Below are 19537 nucleotides of genomic sequence, written 5' to 3'. Positions count from 1 at the left end.
GCTGATCAGCCCCGGCGCTTGGCGCGGTAGCTGCGGTAGGTATCGAGAATCACCGCTATGACGATCACCGCACCAGTGATGATGCGCTTGGTCGGCTCGGTGGCGCCGATCTGCGCCAGGCCCGCGGCCAGCACGGAGATGATCAGCACGCCGAAGAAAGTGCTGATCACCGAGCCACGGCCGCCCATCAGGCTGGTGCCGCCGATCACTACCGCGGCGATCACCTGCAGCTCCAGGCCGGAACCGGCGTTCGGGTCAGCCGCTTCCAGACGGGAAATCTGGAACAGCGCCGCCAGGCCGGCGAGCAGGCCCATCAGGGCGAACACGGAAATCTTGTAAGGCTTGGGGTTGATGCCGGCCAGGCGCACCGCTTCCTCGTTGGTGCCGATGGCCACCAGGTAACGGCCGAATACGGTGCGGGTCAGCAGCAGGTGGGCGGCAAGGATCACCAGCAGGGCGATCACGAACGACGGCGAAATGCCGGCGGCGAACGGTGTCGATAGCCAGGCATAGGCGTCGCCGATATAGGCGGTGCGCGAGTCGGTGAGCTGGTAAGCCAGGCCGCGGGCCATCTCCAGCACGCCGAGGGAGACGATGAACGAGGGAATGCCCCAGGCCACGGTGATGATCCCGGTCACGCTGCCGGCCAATGCGGCGCAGGCCATGCCCAGTAGCGCGGCAGGCAGGATGCCCCAGCCGAAACCGAGGGTGGCGACGCTGACCACGGCCGCGGCCAGGGCCAGCACCGAGCCCACCGACAGGTCGATGCCGCCGATGATCAGGATCAGCGTCATGCCCACCGCCAGCACCATCAGATCGGGAATCTGGTTGGCCAGGGTGGTGAACGTCGCGTAGGACAGGAAGTGGCTGCTCAGGCTAGAGAACAGCACGATCATCGCCAGCAGCGCACCGGCCAGGCCCAGGTAGGTGCCCAGGCCCTGATGGGTGCCGCTGCGCTTGGCCGGCGTGGCGGATGGAGTGGTCATTGGGAAAGCTCCTGTAACGGGGGGGCGACGTCGCCGAGCAGGGCCTCGCGGCTGCGGTAGCCGGCAAAGGCGGCGGCCAGCAGACGGTCCTGGGTCCAGTCATCGCGGTCGAAGGTTTCGATCAGGCGGCCAGCGGACAGCACGCCGATGCGATCACAGATCAGCATCAGTTCGCGCAAGTCGCTGGATACCACCACCAGAGCCTTGCCCTGGCGCGCCAGCTCACCGAGCAGGCCGTAGATTTCGAATTTGGCGCCAACGTCGATGCCGCGGGTCGGCTCATCGAACAGCAGCACCTGGCAGTCGCGCTCCAGCCAGCGGCCGATCACCACCTTCTGCTGGTTGCCGCCGGACAGCTCGACCACCGCCTGGTGGGCGCCGTTGCAGCGAATGCGCATGGCATCGATCTGCCGCTGCGCCAGGGCCTGTTCAGCCGCCGGGCGCATCACGCCGTGTTTGGATACAGCCGGCATATTGCCCAGCGCCAGGTTGGCGGCAATCGGCTGGCCGAGCAGCAGGCCTTCGCCCTTGCGGTCTTCGGTGATCAGCGCGATGCCGTTGCGCACCGCTTCGGCGGGCGAACGCACCTGCACCGGCACCGGCGGATTGCCGATGGCCACCTCGCCACTGTCGGCGCGGTCGGCACCGTAGATCAGGCGCAGCAGCTCGGTACGGCCAGCGCCGATCAGCCCGGAAATGCCGTAGATTTCCCCTGCCCGCACGCTGAACGACACATCGTCGACCTTGCCGCGGCGGCTCAGATTACTGACCTGCAGCAGCGGCGCACCGATCTGCCGCTCACCCAGGTCGATGGCTTCACCGACCTCGCGGCCGACCATCAGGGTGACCAGCTCGTCGCTGCTGTAACGGTCGATGGGTTCCACCGCCACCAGTTGGCCGTCACGCAGCACGGCCACGCGCTGCGCCACCTTGGCCAGCTCTTCCAGGCGATGGGAGATATAGACAATGGCCACACCGGCGTCGCGCAGGCGCTGGATCTGCTCGAACAGCAGATCGACCTCGCGGGCGGTGAGCATGGCCGTCGGCTCGTCGAGCACCAGCACGCGGCACTCGCCGATCAGGTTGCGGGCGATCTCGACCATCTGCTGGTGGCCAACGCCCAGCGATGCCACCGGCGTATCCGGGTCGATGGCTTCCAGGCCGACACGCGCCATGGCCTCGCGCGCCATCTCGCGCAAACGGCCACGGGAAATCCAGCCAGCGCGGCTAGGCAGGTTGTCGAGAAACAGGTTCTCGGCCACGGTCAGCGTCGGCAGCAGGTTGAGTTCCTGCAACACCATGCGCACGCCAAGGCGCTCGGCCTCGCTGCGGCTGGCCGGTGCATAGGGCTGGCCGAGGAAGCTCAGAGAGCCCGTGGTCGGTTGCTCCAGCCCACAGAAAATCTTCGAAAGGGTACTTTTGCCGGCGCCGTTCTCGCCGGTCAGCGCCAGCACTTCACCGGCGTGCAGCTCCAGCTCGACCCCGCCCAGCACGGGCTGGACGTAGGTCTTGCCGATATCGCGAGCGGCGAGAACGGTCTCGCCGCCGGTTACCGCATGGATCACGGCTTGGTCACGAGTTCGACGGGGGTTTCGATCACGCCGTCTTTGGCACCGGTAGGCTCACCCTTGACCAGCTTGAGCGCCGCTTCGATACCGAATACCGCCTGGCGAGCCGCGAACTGGTCGGCGGTGGCGAGTACGCGACCGTCCTTGAGCATCGGCTTGATGGCGTTGATGTTGTCGTAACCGACCACCTGCACCTGATCCTTCTTGCCAGCGGCACGCACGGCGGACACCGCGCCGAGAGCCATGCTGTCGTTGCCGGCCAGCAGCGCCTTGAGGTTCGGGTACTCGTTGAGCATGGCCGAGGCCACGGCGTTGCCGCGGTCGATCTCCCAGTTGCCGGACTGCACGCCGACGATCTTCATGCCGGCCGCTTCCATGGCGTCCTTGAAGCCTGCGGTGCGCTGCTGGGCGTTGGTGGTGGTGGACACGCCTTCGATGATGCCGACTTCGTCACCGGCCTTGAGCTTTTCCTTGGCCAGGTATTCACCGACCAGGCGCGCGCCCTTGCGGTTGTCCGGGCCTACGAAGGGCACGTCCAGTCCCTTGCTCTTGACCACTTCCGGGTCGAGGCGGTTGTCGATGTTGACCACCTTGATGCCGGCATCGCTGGCCTTCTTGATCACCGGCACCAGCGCTTTGGAATCGGCGGGCGCGATCACCAGGGCATCGACCTTGGCGACGATCATCTGCTCGACGATGCGGATCTGCGCGGAGGTATCGGTTTCATCCTTAATGCCGTTGGCGACCAGTTCGAACTGGTCAGGATGTTCTTTCTGGTAGGCCTTGGCGCCGTCTTCCATGGTGCGGAAGAACTCGTTGGCGAGGGATTTCATCACCAGCGCGACGCGTGGCGGCTCGCCTTCGGCGGCATGGGCACTGGAGAAACTGACAAGGGCAGCGGCACCAAGGGCGATGGCGGCGCAGAGACGGGCAGGACGAAAACCGGACATGGGCGAACTCCGTGGTTATTGTCATTTTTACGGGCACGCAAACGTTTGCGCATGGATAAAATTATTTAACGCCCGAGCAATTGTCAAATTTTCCGAACGGCCGCTGTCGCTGGATCAGCACGTCCTGAAGAATGTGAGCGTTATCAGGATTCTGCGCACCGCGACGAACTTTTCCCGTTCACACCCGTCAATCACAGCGGCCGCTGCGGCGGCAAAAGTGGGCGCCACGCGCGCCGGAAGCAACCTGACCAAGGACTGTCACCATGTTCAAACCCCTCCTCCTGGGCGCGAGCCTCGCTGCCCTCCTCGCTGGCTGCGCCAGCCATTCCCCCCAAGCGCTGGACCAACGTCTACTTGGCGAATGGCAAGGCATGCGCGACAAGAACGGCCCTTGCCAGTTCTTCGCCTGGAACTCCAGCTTTCGTCCTGACGGCCGATTCGAGATCAGCTTCTTCGCCGACGAGGACAGAACTCGCCTGATCCAGACCGAGCGCGGCACCTGGACGGCCAGCAACGGCAAGAACCACCTGACCACCGACGGCGTGAAAACCACCGAGGTGTACGACTACCGCTTCGTCGATGCCGACACTGTCGAGTACGTCAACACCAAGGCCGACCCGACCGCCGATTGCCAGGCCGACTACCGATTCACCGAGCACCGCGTCGGTCATTAATAAAGCGGGCGCCGCCGGCCAGTCCGACAGCGCCCGCCTCAAGGAGGAACATCATGAAGAACCTGATCACCCTGTTAAGCGCCGGCGCCCTGCTCGGCGGCTGCATGACGCTGTCCGGCACCTATCAGCTCACGCTGCAGGATGCCAACGGCCAGCCGCTTGCACAGAACGTCAGCATGGTCGCCGAGGGCAGTGGCATCTATACCGCGCGCAATGCCCTGTGTTCGGCGTATCCGGATGCCACTGTCATCATCCGCGATGCCAAAAACGGCGAAGAACTGAAGAGCGAAAGCCCTTACAAGTGCTGAGGCAAGGCGGCGGTCACTCGATACGAAAGCGGTATTCGACGGCCCGCCGTTCCTGCTGATCGGGGAAGGAGGAGAAGCTGACCGAATCCTCCCCGGGCGTGTGACCGGCCAGGTAGATGTAGCGATCCACCTTGGCCACATCGCCCTCGACCTGGTACTCACGCTTCCAGCGCCCCAGCTTCGGCGTGCTGTTGCCGATTTTTTCCACCGGCGTCCAGAGCTCGCTGCGCGTCTTGCGCCCCTCCTCGCTGAGCTGGTCGAGCACCACACAGCGCTCGCCGGGCTTGACCCGCACCGGGATCACGAAATTGCCATGCACTTCATCGCGAAACGCGGCGCCGGTATCCACCTCGCAGGCCAGGCTCTGCAGGCTGACCGAGAGCAGCGCCGCTGCGCACCACAACTTTTTATTCACGGGCTCACCACTTCACTGGCCTGGTAGCGCTGCGCCGGCTGGACAATCTGCTCCTGGGCGCTGACCAGCGGCAGGTCGCGCGAACCTTCAGCGGTGGCCTCTACCAAGGCGTACAGCGTAGCGGTAGCCAGCTCCAGCGCCTGGGGCAAGGCATGGCCGGACAGCAAACGCGCCAGCAGGGTCGCCGAGAACACGTCGCCCATGCCGTTGGGCAGCGGATGCAGCGCCAGGCGCGGCGTGTTGACCAGCCAGGCGCCTTCGCCATTGACCGCCAGGGTGCATAGCTGGTCCGCGGGAATGTCCGGCGTGGCCAGGCTGGTGATCACCACCACGTCCGGCCCGCGACCGCGCAACTGACGCGCCACCCGCACCGCCTCGTCGACGCTGCCCAGTTTGCTGCCGGTGAGCAGCTCGAACTCGAACTGGTTGGGGGTGATGATGTCGGCGCAGGGAATCGCCAGGTTACGCAGAAAATCGGGGATCGCTGCATTGACGAACACGCCCCGCCCGACGTCGCCCATCACCGGGTCGCAGAGGTAGCGCACGCCCGGGTTGTCGCGGCGGATCTCGTCCACCGCCTCGAGAATCACCGCGCCGATGGCGGCATCGCCCAGGTAACCGGACAGCACCGCCGAAACCCGCGACAACGCACCGCGATCGCGCAGGCCGGCGAGCACCTCGCGAATGTGCTCGGCATCGAACACCTGACCGCGAAACTGGCCGTAGCCGGTGTGGTTGGAAAACTGCACCGTGTGCACCGGCAACACTTCGAAGCCCAGGCGCTGCAGCGGAAACACGGCGGCGTCGTTGCCGACATGGCCGAGGGCAACGTGGGACTGGATGGATAGCACCAGGGGTGGGTGGGTAGCGCTCATGGGCGGGCGGGATCCTGTCATGGACGGCGCAAGGCCAGTGCCGGCATTATTCGCCAATCCCCCCTGAGATTCCATGGCAAACGGAGTGCCCAATGCCCTACCCCATCGACCCGGTCATTCAGGAGCAACCCTCGGGTTGCGGCATCGCTGCCTGCGCGGTGCTGACCGGGGTCAGCTACAGCGAAAGCCGGCGTATCGCCAACGGGCTGGGCATCTACGCCGAGGATCAGGCGCTGTGGTCGGACACCGAGTACGTAACCCGACTGTTGCACGCCCAAGGGCTCGAGGCTCAAGCACCGGCGCCGTTTCCGGGCTGGGAGCGTTTGCCGGATCGCGCATTGCTGGCCATCCGCTGGCGCCTGGAAAAGGGCCGGCCGTTCTGGCATTGGGTGGTGTTCGCCCGCGACGGCGGGCAAGCTCGCGTGCTGGACTCCAAGCGCGCCCTGAAGCACAACCTGCGCACCGATTTCTGGCGCATGCAGCCCAAGTGGTTCATGGCCGTCACTATCGACAAGTAGAGAAAGCCACGCCAATGACCGCACGAATACGCGCCATCCAGGCGGATATCACCACGCTCGAGGTCGATGCCATCGTCAATGCCGCCAACTCGTCACTGCTCGGTGGCGGCGGCGTGGATGGCGCCATCCATCGTGCCGCCGGCAGCGACCTGCGGCACGAATGCCGCCTGCTCGGCGGCTGCAAGACCGGTGAGGCCAAGCGCACCGGCGGCTACCGATTGCCAGCGCGTTTCATCGTGCACACCGTGGGGCCGGTCTGGCGTGGCGGCGAGCACGGCGAAGAGGCGTTGCTGATCGCCTGCTACCGCAACGCCCTGCGCCTGGCGGCCGAGGTGGACGCCCATTCCGTCGCCTTTCCGGGCATCAGCACCGGTATCTTCGGCTACCCCATCGAGCAGGCGGCTCGCACCGCGGTGAGCACGGTGCGGGCCGAACTGGCGCGGTATCCCGGCGTCGACGAGGTGCTGTTCTGCTGCTTTTCAGCTAATGACTTGGCGGTTTACCAGAAGGCATTAGCCGAACGACACTGATTCAGCCGGGCAGGCACCAGCCAACGGTACGGTCAGGCACGGGCGATCTCGGGAGCCAGCAGCCACTCGGCGCTGTCGTTCCAGACGTCCATGCGAGTGATCTTGCCGTTGCGCACTTCGAAACGATCGAGATAGCGGTTACCGGAAAAACTGCTGCCATCCGGCCATTCGCCATACAACGTGCCGTTCGAATAGACCACTGTGTGGTCGTCACGCTCGGTCCAGTCGAACTGACCGAGGGCCTTTTTCACCCAGGCGTAACGCGAGCCGTTGAAGGCGGTGATGTCCTGGGGCGTGGGCATGTGCCGCCCGCCAGTGAAGGTGATGCGCACGTCATCACTCATGTAGGTGGCAGCCTTGACTGGGTCCGGCGCCATGGAAGCCGCTAGAAAATCGCTAACAATCTGCACCGCTTCATTCATCTCGCTCATGAATTGCTCTCCTGCTCTATTGATTTGCCGAGGCACCTTTCGTGCCTGGATATGGTGCGACATGCACGCTATTCGTGCACATCTGCCCTGATCTGTGCGGGACAACCCCGGCAACACTAGTCTGCGCGTTATGGCACCAGGTTTGCTAGCAAATTATATACAAATGCTAGCAATCAGGAGAAAGGTCATGCGCAAACTGTTACCCCCACTACGCCGCCTGCTGCCTTGCGCGGCGGCCGCCAGCCTGGCCATGGCGCTGAGCGCTACGGTACTCGCCGAGGAGCCGATCAAGGTCGGGCTGGTGGCCGCCCTGTCCGGGCAGTCGGCGAAATCCGGCGAGGCGCTGACCCGCGGCTTGACGGTGGCGATAGATGAAATCAACGCCAAGGGCGGCATCCTCGGCCGACCGGTGCAATTGATTCGTCGCGATGATGAAAGCAACCCGGCCAAAGGCATGCTGGCCGCCCGCGAACTGGCGCAGCGGGAAAAGGTCGCCGTGTTGTTCGGTGGCCTCGACACCCCGGTTTCCCTGGCCATCGTGCCATTGGCCAATCAACTGAAGGTGCCGTTCATGGGCATCTGGGCTGCTGGCACCAAGATCACCGAGAACGGTGCGAAGGACAATTACGCATTTCGCGTCTCGGCGGTGGACGAGCTGGTCGACGAAGCATTGGTCGAGTACGGCGTGAAGCAAGGCATGAAGAAGCCAGGCATGATCCTGATCAACAATCCCTGGGGCGAATCCAACGAAATCGGTTTCAAGGATGCCCTGGCCAAACGCGGCATGGATTACGCCGGCATCGAGCGCATCGAAGACAGCGACCTCGACGTGGTGCCGCAACTCACCCGCCTGAAGAATGCCGGCACCGACACCCTGCTGATGGTCGGCAACGTCGGCCCCTCGGCCCAGGTGGTCAAGTCCCTCGATCGCATGGGCTGGGACGTGCCCGTGGTTTCCCACTGGGGCCCGGCAGGCGGCCGCTTCAGCGAGCTGGCCGGCCCCAACGCCAGCCGCGTGCACTTCATCCAGACCTACGTGTTCACCGATAACAACAGCGCCAGGGGTGACAGCGTGCTGGCGGCCCTCAAACAGCGCTTCCCGGAGATCAAGAGCCTGGCCGATGTGACCCCGGCAGTAGGGATCGCCAATGCCTACGACGCCATGCACCTGGCGGCCGCGGCCATCGAAAAGGCCGGCGACACCCAGGGCAGCAAGGTTCGCGATGGCTTCTATGCAATCGACAGCTACCAGGGCCTGATCAAGGACTACACCCAGCCCTTCACCCCGACCAAGCACGACGCCCTGGGCCCGGACGACTACGTCTTCACCCATTTCGTCGACGGCCGCATCGTCCCGCTCGCCCCCTGAAGCCGTGAACGGGCGAGCCCTTGCGGCCCGCCCGGAGGATTATCGACATGATCACCGCCGCCATCATCACCGGGCTTGGGTTGGGCAGCATGTATGCCCTGCTGGCCCTGGGCTTCCACATCACCTACGTGGTGTCACGTACGGTCAACTTCGCCCAGGGCAGCGCCATGATGGTTGGCGCCGTACTCGGTTACAGCTTCCACATCACCTGGGGCTGGCCGCTGTGGCTGGCGGTTCCGGCCACCCTGGCGCTGTGTGCCCTGTATGGGCTGATCATCGAGCGTTTTCTGGTTCGCCCCTTCCATTCGCGCGGCTCCGAAGCCTGGCTGATGGCGACGGTGGCGGCGGGCATCCTGGTCGACAACCTGGCGCTGTTCACCTTTGGCAAGGAGCCACGGCAGTTCACCTCGGCGCTGGCCAACCAGCATCTGGAGCTGCTGGGCAACAACGTCGGCGTGTTGCAACTGCTGATTCCGCTGGTAGGCGGCGGCATCGCCCTGGCGTTGTTTCTGGTACGCCGCCATACCCGCCTGGGCAAGGTACTGGAGGCCTGCGTACAGAACCCCAGGGCGGCGATGCTGATGGGCATCCGCGTCAATCGCGTGGTGGCCGTTGCCTTTGCGGTGTCGACCGTGTTCGCCGCCATCGCCGGGCTGTTGATCGCGCCACTGTTCAGCGTGAATGCCGAGATGGGCCTGCTGTTCGGCCTCAAGGCCTTCGCCGTGGCGATTCTCGGCGGCATCGCCAGCGCTGGCGGGGTATTCGCCGCCGGCCTGCTGTTCGGGTTGGTCGAGGCGCTGGTGACCCTCTATTTCGGCTCGGCCTTCACCCAGTTGTTCACCTTCGCCCTGGTCATCCTGGCCCTGGCGCTGCGCCCCAATGGCCTGTTCGGCAGCAAGACCCTGGTGAAAGTATGACCCTGAAGAATTCGCTGTTCGCTCCCGCTTCCCTGGCCCTGCTGACGCTGGCCTGCATTGCCGCCACGCTGCTGCTCGACAGCTACTCGCTGCTGGTCTTCACCTTCTGCGCGCTGGCCGTGGTGGTCGGCGTGGGCCTGAACATTCTGATCGGCCTGAGCGGGCAGATCTCTTTCGGCCACATCGCCTTCTACGCCATCGGTGCCTATGTCTCGGCACTGCTGACCATGGCCGGCCTGCCCCTGGGCCTGGCGATGATCGCCTCCGGCCTGGCCTGCGCGGCCATCGGCGCGTTGCTGGCGATTCCGGCCCTGCGCGTCAGCGGCCCGTACCTGGCGATGATCACCATCGCCTTCGCCCTGGTGGTGCACCACGGCTTGATCGAATGGCGCTCGCTGACTGGCGGGGCCAACGGCCTGATGGGCATTCCCATGCCGGAAATCGGCAGCCTCGATCCCAGCGTGAGCCTGGCTCTGATCGCCAGCGGCCTGATGATCGTCGCCCTGGCGCTGTTCCAGCGCCTGCGCCGCAGCGGCTGGGGCATGGCCATGCGCGCGGTGAAGTCCACCGAGATCGCCGCCCGCTCCCTCGGTTTCAACCCGGTGCAGACCAAGACCCTGGCCTTCGCCCTGTCCGCCCTGCTGACCGGCCTGGCCGGTTCCCTGGTGGCGCCGCTGATGATGTTCATCAACCCGGCCTCGTTCCCCTTCTCGCAATCGATCCTGTTCGTGCTGGCCGTGATCGTCGGCGGCAGCGGCACCCTATTCGGCCCACTGCTCGGTGCCCTGTTGATCGTGCTGCTTCCAGAGATGCTCTCGGATTTCGCCGAATACCGTCTGCTGATCTTCTCGGTGCTGCTGCTCTGCGTGCTCTGGGCTGCACCGCGAGGGCTGCTCGGCACCCTGGCCAGCCTGTGGCTGCGACCTGCCCACCAGGCCGCCCCGGCGACTTTCGATCAGGCGCAACTGAGCGCCTTCTTCCAGCAGGACAATGCCGCCCCCGAAGGCCTGAAGGTCAAGGACATCGGCATCCGTTTCGGCGGCGTGCAGGCGGCGCAGCACGTCAGCCTGCAGGCGCCACCGGGCAGCATCACCAGCATCATCGGCCCCAATGGCGCGGGCAAGACCACGGTGCTGAACATGATCAGCGGCTTCTACACACCGGACAGCGGCAGCATCGACTTGGGCCGCCCCCTGGCGGGCCTGCCGGCCTGGAAAATCGCCCGTGCCGGCATCGCCCGCACCTACCAGACCACCCAGCTGTTCGGCGAACTGTCGGTGCTGGAGAACCTGCTGGTGGCCATGCAGCAAGGTCGTATCGGCATGCCCTTGATGTGCGCCAGCGAAACCCGCCGCCAATTGGCGCTGCAGTTGCTGACGCTGGTCGGTTATGGCGGTTCGGTGAACACCCCGGCCGATGACCTGGCCCACGTCGACCGGCGCCTGGTGGAAATCGCCCGCGCCCTGGCCACCTGTCCACGCGTGCTGCTGCTCGACGAGCCGGCGGCCGGGCTCAGCCGCAGCGACACCGATCGCCTGGCGGGCCTGTTCAGAACCCTGGCCGGGTTCGGCATCGCAGTCATCCTGGTCGAGCACGACATGGGCCTGGTGATGGCAGTGTCCGAACATCTGCTGGTGCTCGACGCCGGCAAACCCATCGCCTGGGGCGTACCGGACGAGGTGCGCAAGGACGAACGGGTGATCGCCGCTTACCTGGGCGGCACCCGCTATCAGGCCACGCCACGGGCCGAAGCCTGGGATGGCTCGCGCGATGCGCGCCTGTTCATCAAGGACCTGGTGATCGACTACGGCGCCGCACCGGTGGTCGACAAGGTCAATATCGTGGTCAACCCTGGCGAGCTGATCGCCATCCTGGGCGCCAACGGAGCCGGCAAGTCGAGCATCCTGCAGTGCCTGGCCGGGCTGCACAGAGCCAGTGGCGGCAGCATTCTGCTCGACAACGAGAACATCGAACACGCCGACGCCAGCACCATCGCCACCCAGGGCCTGGCCCTGGTGCCGGAGGGCCGTCAGGTGTTCGCGCAACTCAGCGTGCGTGACAACCTGCTGCTCGGCGGCTACTCGCGCAAGGAAGCCTTCGATGCCGAGGCGGAAATCGACAGCATCCTGCGGCGCTTCCCGCGCCTGCGTGATCGCATCGACAGCGCGGCCGGCCTGCTCTCCGGCGGTGAGCAGCAGATGGTGGCGATCGGCCGCGGGCTGATGGCCAAGCCGAAGATCCTGCTGCTCGACGAGCCTTCCCTGGGCCTGTCGCCCGCCATGATCGGCGAGCTGTACGACGCCCTGGCCGCCCTGCGCGACGAAGGCGTGACCCTGCTGCTGGTCGACCAGATGGCCAACCTCGCCCTGCAGGTGGCCGATCGCGCCTACGTGCTGGAAACCGGACGCATCGTCAAATCCGGCAGCGCCGAAGCGCTGCGCGGCGACCCGGAACTGGAAGCGGCGTACCTGGGAGGCGCAGCAGCATGAGCGCCCTGACCCTCATCAACGCCCGCCTCGGCGCCGAAGCCCAAGCGCTGCAAACCCTGTACGTGCAGGACGGCCGCTTCGTCAGTGCACCAAGTGCCGGCGCCGAGATCCTCGACCTGCAGGGCAAGCTGCTGCTGCCGGGCCTGGTGGAAACCCACATCCACCTGGACAAGGCCTGCATCATGCAGCGCTGCCAGCTCAGCGAAGGCACCCTCGCCGAGGCCATCGCCCAGACCCGTTCGGCCAAGGCCGACTTCACCGAAGCGGACGTCTACCAACGCGGTGCCCAGGTGCTGGAAAAGGCCATCACCCAGGGCACCACGCACATGCGTACCCACGTCGAGATCGACCCGCAGATCGGCCTGACCGGCTTCAATGCCGTACGTCGCCTGCAGGCCGACTACGCCTGGGCCATCAGCCTGGAAATCTGCGTGTTTCCCCAGGAGGGCCTGCTCAACAACCCCGGTACCGAAGCCCTGCTGTGCGAGGCGCTGGCCATGGGCGCCGAGGTGCTGGGCGGCTGCCCGTACACCGATGCCGACCCTGACGCGCAGATCCGCCGGCTGTTCGAGCTGGCGGTGGCATTCGACAGCGATCTGGATTTTCATCTGGATTTCGACCTCAACCCCGAAGGCATGACCATCGGCGAGGTGATCCGCTGCACCCATCAGCATGGCTGGGCTGGGCGGGTGACCATCGGCCATGTCACCAAGCTGTCGACGCTGCCCCGGGACACCCTACTGGAGGTTGCCGCGTCGCTGGCCGAGGCCGGCGTGCAGGTCACCTGCCTGCCGAGTACCGATCTGTTTCTCACCGGCCGCGAGCACTTCCACAACCGCCCCCGCGGCCTGGCGCCCCTGCAGCATCTGCACGCCTGTGGTGTGACCTGCTCGCTGTCGACCAACAACATCGGCAACCCCTTCACCCCTTACGGAGACGCCTCACTGGTGCGCCAGGCCAACCTGTTCGCCAACGTCAGCCAGCTGGCTACCGAGGCCGAACTGCTGCGCTGCCTGAGCTGGGTGTCGAGTGAGTCGGCGCGCCTGCTGCGCCTGCCCGACTACGGCCTGACGCCCGGCTGCCGCGCCGACTTCATCGTCTTCGATGCACCCTCGCCGGCCGCCGTGGTAGCGGAGATCAGCCCGCCGCTGATGGGCTACAAGGCCGGCCGCAAGACCTTCGAACGCGCCCAGGCACGGCTGCTCAAGCCATGACGGCGCCCATCACGAAGGTGGCAGGGTCGGCAGCCGGCGTCGTGCGCCAACCTGAGGCCTATTCATCAGCGCTGCGCAGATATCGCCGTGATCAAGTTACTGAAAATGGATAAACCACTGATTTATATGAATTTATCAACCTGGAACGGCACGTGCTTGCAGCTCTGCATTCGCCACATCTGAAAACAGGGAAAACCGATGAAAGACCGCAAACCTGAAAACCGTTCTCTCCAGCTGGATCGTCGCCAATTGCTGAAGTGGCTGGGCGTGACGGGAAGCGCGCTGACGCTCGGCAGCCTGCTTCCTGCCGGTGCGTTCGCCGCCGATGACGAGGAAATTCGTATCGGTTACTGGCCCATCGTCGGCGGCCTGCCGCTGTATGTCGGCCTGGAACAGGGCTTCTTCAAGGACACTGGGCTGAACGTCAAAGGCGTCAAGTTCTCCAGCCCGCAGCAAATCGTCGAGGGCATGATCACCGGGCGCATTCATGGCTGTGCCAACGGCACCGCGACCGGCGCGCTCGGCCTTGGCGCGATCACCATGCCGGGGCTGTTCAAGATCATCTGCTCCAACCCGTCGAACCACCGGCTGGTTCTGGACGAGTTTCTGGTACCGCTCAACAGCACCGCGCAAAGCATCAGCGACCTGCAAGGCAAGAAGATCGCCTGCGGCCCCGGCATCCAGAACGTCACCATGGCCAAGATCATTCTGGAAAAGAATGGCTTTGTTGATCCGTCAGTCATCGAGCTGCCTGTCGGCCAGCACGCGCCAGCCCTGGCGGCCGGCCAGATCGACGGGGTCTACACCCTGGAGCCGACCGGCACCGTGGGGCGCATGAAGAACCTGTCGCGCACCCTGGAAACCGGCGTCATCTCCAAATACGTGCTCGGCAATGCCGATGCGCCCTGGTTCGGTGGTGCGGCGGCGCTGAACAGCAGCTTCATCGAGCGCAAGCCGGAGCAGGCGAAGGCCTTCATCGCCGCCTACCAGAAGGCCGTGGAGTTCATCGCCGCGCAGCCGGAGCAGGCACGCAGGAACATCGTCGGTTACACCAGCATCGAAGCGGATCTGGTCAACGAGGTGCCGTTGCCGGGCTTCGTCATGTATTCCGAATTGCAAGGCGACAACCTGCGGTGGTTCCAGAAGTTCTATGACGTGTTCACCGAGCGGAACATCTTCAGCAAACCGATCGATGTGGCTGCGCTGATCTATCAGGGCTGAGGAGAATCGTCATGACATCACCCTGGTCCTCGCGCCTGCTGCCGCTGATCGGCCCACTGCTGCTGTTCGCGTTATGGCAGCTGGCCGTCAGCGCACAGTGGCTGAATCCGGTTCTGCTGCCCTCGCCGCTCGAAACCCTGGGCTTCATGTTCCAGTCGTTCAGCGAGTCGTCCATGCGCACCGACATCGCTTCGACCCTCTACCGAACGTTGGCCGCGTTCGCCTTCGCGGCTGCGGTGGGTGTGCCCCTGGGGGTCATTCTGGGCAGTAGCGAAAGGGTCTACCGCAGCCTGGAGTTCCTGATCGACTTCTTTCGCTCGACGCCCTCATCGGCGCTGATCCCGCTGTTCATGCTGATCTTCGGCATCAGCGATGCGAACAAGATCGCCATCGCCGCGTTCGCCGCCGTGCTGGTGATTCTGTTCAATAGTGCCTACGGCGTGATGAACGCCAAGAAAACCCGGCTGATGGCCGCCAAGGTGATGGGCATATCGCGCTGGCACATTTTCAAGGACATCCTGCTGATGGAAAGCCTGGCGCAGACCTTCGTCGGCTTGCGTACCGGGGTGTCCATCGCCCTGGTCATCGTGATCGTCGCGGAAATGTTCATCGGCTCGGAGAACGGCCTGGGCCACCGCATCATCGATGCCCAGCAGGTCTTCAACATCAAGGACATGTACGCCTCGATCCTGATCACCGGCGCCCTGGGCTATCTGCTCAACCTGGCGTTCCTGCTCATCGAGAAGAAAACCGTCCACTGGAGTAGCCAGGCATGACGCACGCACTTTCCCTCGCCTCCCTCGGCACCTCGCCAGCAGCCGGCGCAGAACCTCGCGCCGACACTCACGTTACCATTCGCGGCTTGAGCAAGGCCTTCGCCGGCCAACCGCTGTACACCGACCTGGACCTCGACCTGCCGCGCGGCAAGATCGTCTCGACCTTCGGGCCCAACGGTTGCGGCAAGTCGACCCTGATGAACATGATCGCCGGGCTGCTGCCGATGGACAGAGGCGAGATTCTGTTCGATGGCAAGACGCTCGCCCAGACCACCATCGGCTACGTGTTCCAGAACTATCGCGATGCGTTGTTCCCGTGGATGAGTGCGCGCGTCAATATCGCCTATCCGCTGGTTCGCCAGGGCATGAGCAAGGCGGATGTGAACGCACGCGTCGAGGAACTCACGCAGATGTTCGATATCCGCTTCGATCTCGACCGTTACCCCTACGAGCTTTCCGGCGGCCAGCAGCAGACCGTGTGCATCATGCGGGCGCTGGCACCGCGCCCGGAGGTGATGTTCCTCGACGAGCCGTTCTCCGCGCTGGATTTCGAGATGACCTTGTTCATCCGCGACAAATTGCAGGAGGTACAACTGGCGACCGGCGTCACCATGCTGATCGTGTCTCACGACCTGGAAGACGCGGTATTCCTGGCGGACGAGATCCTGCTGCTGACCCGGCGCCCCACCCAGATTGCCGAAATCGTCAGGTTCGACCTGCCCCGCCCACGGGGTGCGGAGATCATGAGCCATCCCGAGTTCGTTCGGGTCAAGGCCCATACGCTGGAGGTGTTCAGGCGCGAGATGGCGCTTTGAGCAGCGGTTCGAGATCGGCCGCGCCGATGGCAGCGCTGTGCGGTGGCGGAAGCCGTCGCCTTACAGTCCCGCCAGGGCCTGGCGCAGGTTGATCTCGGGCTCGGCCTGGTCGTCCAGGTCCAGCTGATCCTCGAGTTCGCCCAGGTGTTCGAGCATCACCGCGACCGCCTGCTGCTGGTCACCCTTCTCCAGCGCGGCGATGATCTGCTGGTGCTCGTCCGAGGCGCAGGACGGCACGTCATTGCGCTGGTAGAGGGCGACGATCAGTGAGCTGCGCACCATCAGGTTGGCGAGAATTTCACTGAGCACCGAATTGCCGCTGATCTCGCCGAGCATCAGATGAAACTCGCTCAGCTCGCGGACGATCGCGCGGCGATCAGTAGCATTGGTGGCCTTGCGCTCGTTGCGCATGTGCGTGGTCACCCGCTGGCGTTGCGCGTGCATGATTGCCGGCGTGATGCTTTCGACGATGGCCCGCTCGATGGCGCGCCTCGCCGCGAATATCTCCCGCGCTTCCTTGGCACTGGGCTGAGCGACCATCGCGCCACGGTTCGGCTCGATGGTCACGACCCGCTGTAAGGCCAGGCGCTGCAGCGCCGCCTGCACGTGGTTGCGGTTGGCCTGGAGGGTCTCGACGATCTGCGCTTCGATCAGGCGCGTTCCGGGCGGCAAGCGATGCTGCGCGATGGCCTTGAACAGCACATCGACGATGCGCTGCACTTCGGCTTGCTTGCTGGTGACGGTCTTCGCGGCCATCTCTTCCTCTGATCCTGGGTAGACGAGCCGTACTGACTCGTCGCGAACACTACGGCTGGCGCATTATCCGCCAGCTACGTGAGCGGGGTAAATACGCTTGGCTAGCGCTAAGCCAACGCCCAGCCGGCATGCCAAACCCTGGCGCCAGCCGCAAAGGCCAGCATGGCATACCTACACGATAGCGTGGTGTTGCTAGCTATAAGCGGTAACGATGCTAACGAAGCGATATCTTTTACGTTTGCCGATTCGGAACGAATGCGCTGCGTCATCGCTCTACCATGCCGCGAGCCCGATGCACTCGGCGGATGCCCGAGAGATTGCGATTCGAATAATTGGCTAAGCACTGCCGCCATGAGCGGCAGCACAACAGCGTCAAGGAGCGCCTCAAGCATGACGACCCCAACTCCCCAGCAGCAGTGGCAAGCCGCCGTGCTGGACTACGCCCGGCAGGTCAATCGCTACGTCGAGCAGGGCCTAAGCCAGGGCTGGGATGGCCTGAAAGAACCACAACTGGCGCCGACCGAGCATTTGCTGCCGGCTCTGCTGGAGGCGTTGCAGGCCGCCAATGAAACCAACGCGGATGACGCCAGCCACGCCACCTTGCGTACCGACTGGCCACCGGCTCATCTGCCGCTGGTGCCCCTGCTGGATGCGCAGGCCCAGGCGATCAGCGCGCTCGCGCTGATCGATGACGGCAGCCTGCTGGCCCGCGTCGGTAGCGCCTACGAGCGTGGACGCCTGGTGCATATTCACGGCAACCAGTGGCACGACGTGATCGGCATCGATTTTTTCGGGCGCTGCCCGGCACGCCGTTATTTCGCGTTCGCCAGAGCATCCGGCATCAGCGTGCACGATGGCTGGAACGGCCCGCAGGTCGCTCAGTTTAAGTGGCCCACCGGCCTGGAAGGCTTGCCGGAGGATGCCGGGTTTACAGCGCTTGAACATCCGCCGACGCCGACCGCACTGATTCCCTTCCCGGATGGCCAACGTGTGCTGCTGGTCAGCTCGGATGGAATTTTCGTGCTGGCCAAGGAGGCCACCACGCGCTTGTTGCCGCGCCCGGCAGATATCCGCGAAGACTTGCGCAGGGGCACGCCCACCTATGACATAAGCCTGGGCCTGTCGATGGAACACGGCGCCATATCGGCGGATGGCCGCTGGATCGCGGTCGGCGAGCAGTGTGGTAGTCATCTGGTATTCGACAGCGACCTGCAGCAGGTCGCCGAGGTCGGTCCGGCAGGCGAGTATCCGCATTTCGCCCTGTTCAACAACCGCAGCGACCGCCTGATCCTCAACGCCTGCCACTTCTACAACGGCGCCACACTGAGCGTCGCCGTGGCCGACTTGCCAGGCCTGCAAACCGATTTCTACAGTGATGATGAGCGCACTCCGGTCGTGCAGGAGGGTGCCCGTGTGTACGCGGGTGTTTCCCGTGGCGATACGTTCATCGTCGGTGATGCTTACGGCTATCTACGCGCCTTCGACGACCAAGGCAACGAACGTTGGCAGCACTTCATTGGCTCGACCATCTGCGCCATGGACCTGTCGGCCGATGGCAACACCCTGGCGGTGTCGAGTTATGCGGGCTTCGTCTGCGTGATCGATCTGGACGCCGGTCGCCCGGCCTGGCAGATCGGCACCGGCGAACACCATGAACGGCAACGCTGGCTGTTCTGGAAAGGCCAAAGCAAACCGCTGCGTTGGTGAGAGCACGCGGTATCAAACGTGAACCTCGGCCAGCGACGTGGCGCTGCGTTGCGCACAAAAGCACGCAGCACAGCGCCCTTGTGCACCAGCATGCCTGAGGTAATCAAAACGCCAGCTTGTAACCGATCACCATCAGCATGATCGCCAGGAACGGGCGCAGCACGTTGTCCGACACGCGACCGGACAGGTGGCTGCCGAAGAAGATGCCCGGCAACGAGCCCAGCAGCAGGTAGCCCAGCACACCCCAGTCCAGATTGCCGAGCCCGGCATGGCCAAGACCGGCCACCAAGGTAAGCGGCACGGCATGGGCGATCTCGGTGCCCACCAGGCGGCGCGTGGCCATCAGCGGATAGAGCAGAAACAGCGCCACGGTGCCCAGAGCGCCGGCGCCGATGGAGGTGAGGGTGACCATGAAACCGAGAACCGCCCCCACCAACACGGTCAGCGCGTTGAGGCGGGCCGGGCTGAAGTGGAAGCCGTCACCGGCATGGCGGCTGGCGAAGGCGAACAGTTGCTTCTTGAACAGAATCGCGGTGGCGGTCAGCAGCAGCACGATACCCAGGGCGTTCTTGATCAACGCATTGGTGGCGTGCTGGTCGCCTGGCATCAAGGTCAGCGCCAGCAAGGTGAGCAACGACGCCGGCACGCTGCCGGCCGCCAACCAGCCGGTCACCGTCCAGTCGATATTGCGGTTGCGCTGGTGAACGAACACGCCCCCCGCCTTGGTGATCGCCGCGTACAGCAGGTCGGTACCCACGGCCGCCGCCGGATTGATGCCGAACCACAGCAGGATTGGCGTCATCAGCGAACCGCCGCCCACGCCCGTCATCCCCACGATAAAGCCTACTACCAGCCCCGCGATGACGAAGCCCAAGCCACCAAAATCCATACCTGCCCCAATTGCCGTCGTCGGCTCATTTGTCAGGCGCGCAGGATAACCACTTGAACATAAAGGACATATACCGAGTAAGCATTTGCTTATAACAGTTATATAGATTGAGCTTTCCGCTGCCCGGCG

General features: G+C 64.4%; 20 protein-coding genes. 12 read left to right on the top strand and 8 right to left on the bottom strand.

The annotated features are described in order from the left end of the window. Positions 1 to 5 precede the first annotated feature (5 nt). Genes FB481_RS16990 through FB481_RS16980 form a run of 3 tightly spaced genes read right to left on the bottom strand, consistent with a single transcriptional unit; the run spans position 6 to position 3504 of the window. On the bottom strand, positions 6 to 986 hold the full coding sequence (locus FB481_RS16990) for an ABC transporter permease (protein ID WP_147177115.1): 981 nt from the start codon (positions 984 to 986) through the stop codon (positions 6 to 8). Then, positions 983 to 2548 (bottom strand): sugar ABC transporter ATP-binding protein, encoded by a 1566-nt coding sequence (locus FB481_RS16985; RefSeq protein ID WP_178109893.1) that lies wholly within the window; start codon positions 2546 to 2548, stop codon positions 983 to 985. Before FB481_RS16985 ends, FB481_RS16990 begins: the two co-directional genes overlap by 4 nt. Then, the gene (locus FB481_RS16980; protein WP_147177113.1) at positions 2548 to 3504 is read right to left on the bottom strand and encodes a sugar ABC transporter substrate-binding protein; all 957 of its coding nucleotides are present in this window, start codon (positions 3502 to 3504) and stop codon (positions 2548 to 2550) included. The genes FB481_RS16985 and FB481_RS16980 overlap by 1 nt, the downstream gene beginning before the upstream one ends. Positions 3505 to 3767: 263 nt before the next feature. On the opposite strand from FB481_RS16980, the gene FB481_RS16975 reads away from it, so the two are divergent. Continuing rightward, complete coding sequence (locus FB481_RS16975; protein ID WP_093503097.1) at positions 3768 to 4178, top strand: hypothetical protein; 411 nt, start codon at positions 3768 to 3770, stop codon at positions 4176 to 4178. 53 nt (positions 4179 to 4231) lie between these two features. Then, positions 4232 to 4486, top strand: coding sequence for a hypothetical protein (locus FB481_RS16970; RefSeq protein WP_147177112.1), 255 nt, complete (start codon positions 4232 to 4234; stop codon positions 4484 to 4486). A 13-nt stretch (positions 4487 to 4499) separates the two neighbouring features. On the opposite strand, the gene FB481_RS16965 is transcribed toward FB481_RS16970, so the two are convergent. Together FB481_RS16965 and pdxY are read right to left on the bottom strand one after the other, a co-directional pair. Further along, positions 4500 to 4901: a hypothetical protein gene (locus tag FB481_RS16965; protein WP_147177111.1), complete on the bottom strand. Its 402-nt coding sequence runs from the start codon at positions 4899 to 4901 to the stop codon at positions 4500 to 4502. Further along, on the bottom strand, positions 4898 to 5776 hold the full coding sequence (pdxY, locus tag FB481_RS16960; RefSeq protein ID WP_147177110.1) for a pyridoxal kinase PdxY: 879 nt from the start codon (positions 5774 to 5776) through the stop codon (positions 4898 to 4900). The genes FB481_RS16965 and pdxY overlap by 4 nt, the downstream gene beginning before the upstream one ends. Before the next feature lie 92 nt (positions 5777 to 5868). On the opposite strand from pdxY, the gene FB481_RS16955 reads away from it, so the two are divergent. Next, on the top strand, positions 5869 to 6294 hold the full coding sequence (locus tag FB481_RS16955) for a hypothetical protein (protein ID WP_147177109.1): 426 nt from the start codon (positions 5869 to 5871) through the stop codon (positions 6292 to 6294). A gap of 14 nt (positions 6295 to 6308) precedes the next feature. Continuing rightward, complete coding sequence (locus tag FB481_RS16950; protein ID WP_147177108.1) at positions 6309 to 6824, top strand: O-acetyl-ADP-ribose deacetylase; 516 nt, start codon at positions 6309 to 6311, stop codon at positions 6822 to 6824. 32 nt (positions 6825 to 6856) lie between these two features. On the opposite strand, the gene FB481_RS16945 is transcribed toward FB481_RS16950, so the two are convergent. Then, positions 6857 to 7255 carry a nuclear transport factor 2 family protein gene (locus FB481_RS16945; protein WP_147177107.1) on the bottom strand — a complete coding sequence of 133 codons (399 nt, stop codon included), beginning with the start codon at positions 7253 to 7255 and terminating at the stop codon, positions 6857 to 6859. A gap of 187 nt (positions 7256 to 7442) precedes the next feature. Between FB481_RS16945 and FB481_RS16940 the strand changes: the two genes are divergently transcribed. From FB481_RS16940 to FB481_RS16910, 7 genes are all read left to right on the top strand, one after another. Beyond that, the gene (locus tag FB481_RS16940) at positions 7443 to 8624 is read left to right on the top strand and encodes an ABC transporter substrate-binding protein (protein WP_147177106.1); all 1182 of its coding nucleotides are present in this window, start codon (positions 7443 to 7445) and stop codon (positions 8622 to 8624) included. A 47-nt stretch (positions 8625 to 8671) separates the two neighbouring features. Further along, positions 8672 to 9541, top strand: a complete 870-nt coding sequence (locus tag FB481_RS16935; protein ID WP_075933423.1) for a branched-chain amino acid ABC transporter permease — start codon at positions 8672 to 8674, stop codon at positions 9539 to 9541. Next, positions 9538 to 12030 (top strand): ATP-binding cassette domain-containing protein, encoded by a 2493-nt coding sequence (locus FB481_RS16930; protein WP_147177105.1) that lies wholly within the window; start codon positions 9538 to 9540, stop codon positions 12028 to 12030. The genes FB481_RS16935 and FB481_RS16930 overlap by 4 nt, the downstream gene beginning before the upstream one ends. Beyond that, on the top strand, positions 12027 to 13244 hold the full coding sequence (locus FB481_RS16925) for an amidohydrolase family protein (RefSeq protein ID WP_093503079.1): 1218 nt from the start codon (positions 12027 to 12029) through the stop codon (positions 13242 to 13244). The genes FB481_RS16930 and FB481_RS16925 overlap by 4 nt, the downstream gene beginning before the upstream one ends. Positions 13245 to 13442: 198 nt before the next feature. Continuing rightward, the gene (locus tag FB481_RS16920; protein WP_147177104.1) at positions 13443 to 14465 is read left to right on the top strand and encodes an ABC transporter substrate-binding protein; all 1023 of its coding nucleotides are present in this window, start codon (positions 13443 to 13445) and stop codon (positions 14463 to 14465) included. An 11-nt stretch (positions 14466 to 14476) separates the two neighbouring features. Continuing rightward, positions 14477 to 15241 carry an ABC transporter permease gene (locus FB481_RS16915; protein ID WP_147177103.1) on the top strand — a complete coding sequence of 255 codons (765 nt, stop codon included), beginning with the start codon at positions 14477 to 14479 and terminating at the stop codon, positions 15239 to 15241. Next, positions 15238 to 16056: an ABC transporter ATP-binding protein gene (locus FB481_RS16910; protein WP_147177102.1), complete on the top strand. Its 819-nt coding sequence runs from the start codon at positions 15238 to 15240 to the stop codon at positions 16054 to 16056. Before FB481_RS16915 ends, FB481_RS16910 begins: the two co-directional genes overlap by 4 nt. Before the next feature lie 60 nt (positions 16057 to 16116). Here the strand turns inward: FB481_RS16910 and FB481_RS16905 are convergent, their stop codons facing one another. Further along, positions 16117 to 16812 carry a GntR family transcriptional regulator gene (locus FB481_RS16905; RefSeq protein ID WP_093503071.1) on the bottom strand — a complete coding sequence of 232 codons (696 nt, stop codon included), beginning with the start codon at positions 16810 to 16812 and terminating at the stop codon, positions 16117 to 16119. A 390-nt stretch (positions 16813 to 17202) separates the two neighbouring features. On the opposite strand from FB481_RS16905, the gene FB481_RS16900 reads away from it, so the two are divergent. Then, a complete protein-coding gene (locus tag FB481_RS16900; protein ID WP_093503069.1) occupies positions 17203 to 18519 on the top strand; it encodes a PQQ-binding-like beta-propeller repeat protein in 1317 nt (438 codons plus the stop codon). Positions 18520 to 18622: 103 nt separating this feature from the next. Here FB481_RS16900 and FB481_RS16895 read toward each other — a convergent pair whose 3' ends face one another. Next, the gene (locus tag FB481_RS16895; protein ID WP_147177101.1) at positions 18623 to 19408 is read right to left on the bottom strand and encodes a sulfite exporter TauE/SafE family protein; all 786 of its coding nucleotides are present in this window, start codon (positions 19406 to 19408) and stop codon (positions 18623 to 18625) included. Positions 19409 to 19537: the final 129 nt, after the last annotated feature.

It is taken from the genome of Pseudomonas sp. AG1028 (genome assembly GCF_007993955.1).
In the GTDB taxonomy this organism is placed as follows: Bacteria; Pseudomonadota; Gammaproteobacteria; order Pseudomonadales; family Pseudomonadaceae; genus Aquipseudomonas; species Aquipseudomonas straminea.
The sequence above is the reverse complement of the archived record's forward strand: the minus strand, read 5'-3'. Positions and strand labels throughout refer to the sequence as shown.

Coding starts and splice junctions, on each gene's coding strand:
- FB481_RS16930 (WP_147177105.1), top strand. CDS start 9,538: ATGACCCTGAAGAATTCGCTGTTCGCTCCCGCTTCCCTGGCCCTGCTG.
- FB481_RS16905 (WP_093503071.1), bottom strand. CDS start 16,812: ATGGCCGCGAAGACCGTCACCAGCAAGCAAGCCGAAGTGCAGCGCATC.
- FB481_RS16895 (WP_147177101.1), bottom strand. CDS start 19,408: ATGGATTTTGGTGGCTTGGGCTTCGTCATCGCGGGGCTGGTAGTAGGC.
- FB481_RS16990 (WP_147177115.1), bottom strand. CDS start 986: ATGACCACTCCATCCGCCACGCCGGCCAAGCGCAGCGGCACCCATCAG.
- FB481_RS16950 (WP_147177108.1), top strand. CDS start 6,309: ATGACCGCACGAATACGCGCCATCCAGGCGGATATCACCACGCTCGAG.
- FB481_RS16900 (WP_093503069.1), top strand. CDS start 17,203: ATGACGACCCCAACTCCCCAGCAGCAGTGGCAAGCCGCCGTGCTGGAC.
- FB481_RS16915 (WP_147177103.1), top strand. CDS start 14,477: ATGACATCACCCTGGTCCTCGCGCCTGCTGCCGCTGATCGGCCCACTG.
- FB481_RS16975 (WP_093503097.1), top strand. CDS start 3,768: ATGTTCAAACCCCTCCTCCTGGGCGCGAGCCTCGCTGCCCTCCTCGCT.
- FB481_RS16970 (WP_147177112.1), top strand. CDS start 4,232: ATGAAGAACCTGATCACCCTGTTAAGCGCCGGCGCCCTGCTCGGCGGC.
- FB481_RS16955 (WP_147177109.1), top strand. CDS start 5,869: ATGCCCTACCCCATCGACCCGGTCATTCAGGAGCAACCCTCGGGTTGC.
- FB481_RS16945 (WP_147177107.1), bottom strand. CDS start 7,255: ATGAGCGAGATGAATGAAGCGGTGCAGATTGTTAGCGATTTTCTAGCG.
- FB481_RS16980 (WP_147177113.1), bottom strand. CDS start 3,504: ATGTCCGGTTTTCGTCCTGCCCGTCTCTGCGCCGCCATCGCCCTTGGT.
- FB481_RS16935 (WP_075933423.1), top strand. CDS start 8,672: ATGATCACCGCCGCCATCATCACCGGGCTTGGGTTGGGCAGCATGTAT.
- pdxY (WP_147177110.1), bottom strand. CDS start 5,776: ATGAGCGCTACCCACCCACCCCTGGTGCTATCCATCCAGTCCCACGTT.
- FB481_RS16940 (WP_147177106.1), top strand. CDS start 7,443: ATGCGCAAACTGTTACCCCCACTACGCCGCCTGCTGCCTTGCGCGGCG.
- FB481_RS16910 (WP_147177102.1), top strand. CDS start 15,238: ATGACGCACGCACTTTCCCTCGCCTCCCTCGGCACCTCGCCAGCAGCC.
- FB481_RS16920 (WP_147177104.1), top strand. CDS start 13,443: ATGAAAGACCGCAAACCTGAAAACCGTTCTCTCCAGCTGGATCGTCGC.
- FB481_RS16925 (WP_093503079.1), top strand. CDS start 12,027: ATGAGCGCCCTGACCCTCATCAACGCCCGCCTCGGCGCCGAAGCCCAA.